We start from the raw sequence: 2090 nt of genomic DNA on the forward strand, positions 1-2090 counted from the left end.
CTGATTGGCTGCCCGCTAACAGACTCAGAGCTCACCAGGCTGACGCTGAGCGCAATATTCAAGTACAATCCGCTGCGGGACTATGCGAGCTCTGTTTTGAAGTGGAAGATACAGGGATTGGCATTCCCGCTAATCGCATTCCTCACCTGTTCAAACCGTTTAGTCAAGGCAGCGTCTCTACGACTCGAAGGTATGGGGGAACTGGGCTAGGGCTTTCTATTAGCAAGCGCTTGAGTGAACAAATGGGCGGCGATATCTGGGTTAAAAGCACGCCGGGGAAGGGCAGTCAATTTTTCTTTACCTTTAAGACTCAGATTGCTCAGGCGATGCTACCGTCGCCTGACTATCTCATCGGTTTGCAAGGCACACATCTACTAATTATCGATGCTAACTCGACTCGGCGAGAACAGCTCGCTCGTAATTTACACGCGGTTGGCATTCGAACCTTGTTGTTAGAGTCTTTGACCGAACTCCAGACCCTAGTGAAAGATGTGCCGACTTTTGATGGACTTATTCTAGATGAAGCCGCTGTTAGATCTACAGAAGCCAACAGTTCGATCGATCAGTTGCGTAGCCTCAGCGGCGATCGCAAGATTCCAGTGATATTGATGAGTGCGCTCAAGAGCGATCTAGATACAGCCTCAAATAATGTCACTGTTTTGTGGAAGCCCGTGAAGCAATCTGCACTCTATCAGGCTTTACGTTCTATTCGACCGCTAGCTTTGAAGGCTACGCCTAAAACGCTCGTTTCTAGGCCCGCCTCGCTATTGACTCGATCCGCCCTGAAAATTTTGATTGCAGAAGACAACCTAGTTAATCAGCAGGTGGCGCTACGGCTATTGGAAATCTTGGGCTACAGAGCAGATGTGGTAGGGACCGGTGTAGCAGTATTAGCCGCGCTAAAACATCAGCGCTACGATGTGATTTTGATGGATATGCGGATGCCAGAAATGGATGGTGTAGAAACCACTCAAAAAATCCGACAGATATCGCATCATAGAGAAACCTGGATCATCGCAATGACGGCAAACACAATGGCTAGCGATCGCGAGCTGTCTCTAGCAGCAGGCGTGGATGACTACCTCACCAAGCCGATCAAACGAGAGGCTTTGAACTTAGCGCTAGAGAGAAGTCCCGCCCTCCGGCAGCTCGCTTTGGACTAGTGAGACTTGACGAGACCTAATGAGAATTAATCTCTAGGCATAGGACGGCGTGGCCTAGCTGCCGGGCTGAATGCATACCTTGCTATGGCTGTACTCTAGCTAAGAACTGGCAGCTAAGAACTGGCAATCACAGACTTTAAAACCCGGTAGCAGTTGCGGATTGCACCGAGATGAGCGATTTCGTAACCATGCGTATTCTCAGTTGGAAAGGCCAGACAAGCGCCTCTAGCGACATGGCCAAACTTCATTGCAATTGAGGCATCGCTGCCAAATCCATCGATGGCAGCAATCTGCAAAGGTAGATACATCTGCTCGGCGGCTGCCATGATCTCTCTGTTTAGACCTTCGTCATAGAGGCCGTAGCTATCTTGTGAAAATAGAGCGGGGGTTGGACTATCTATCAGCGGATATTCCCTTGCAAGCGGACAGATTTCCAGCGAAATCATCTGGTCAAACTGATGTCGCTGCGTAAAATACAGCGCCCCCACCGCCCCGACCTCTTCTTTGGCAGAAGCGACCAAATACACGTCTATCGGCGGTGACTTTACCTGTTCTGCTAGGGCTAGCAAAATGGCCAAAGATGCCTTGTTATCTAGCGTATAGCTCGCAATATGATCGCCCATCCGAAACGGCCTTTTGCGATGCTTGCCGACGACCATTCTCGTGCCAGGCCGGATGCCGGCTGAGCGCAGTTCACTCGTTGACAGTTTGGTTTCTACCCAGGCGAGCGGCCACTCCACCGCTTTCCCTTCTTGGAATCGCTTCTGCGGTGATTCGTGAGAGACATGCCGCGAACCAAAGCTGAGAATACCGCTGAGCGTAGCGCGATCGCCTAGCAAATCTACGACCCCCTCGCCATATACCCACGGATACGCCCCGCCTAAAGCCCGCACTGAGATCCGGCCATTGGGCTCTATACCCTTGACG

Annotated in this window: 2 protein-coding genes; one reads left to right on the plus strand and one right to left on the minus strand. The window is 51.1% G+C overall.

Annotation, left to right across the window (positions count from 1 at the left end; all coding sequences use genetic code 11):
- A partial coding sequence (locus IQ256_RS28985) for a response regulator (protein WP_193859144.1) occupies nt 1–1163 on the plus strand: 1163 nt, incomplete at its 5' end.
- A 113-nt stretch (nt 1164–1276) separates the two neighbouring features.
- Here the strand turns inward: IQ256_RS28985 and IQ256_RS28990 are convergent.
- On the minus strand, nt 1277–2090 hold an 814-nt coding region (locus IQ256_RS28990), incomplete at its 5' end, for a M42 family peptidase (protein ID WP_193859145.1).

Source organism: cf. Phormidesmis sp. LEGE 11477, assembly GCF_015207105.1.
Taxonomy (GTDB): domain Bacteria; phylum Cyanobacteriota; class Cyanobacteriia; order Phormidesmidales; family Phormidesmidaceae; genus Phormidesmis.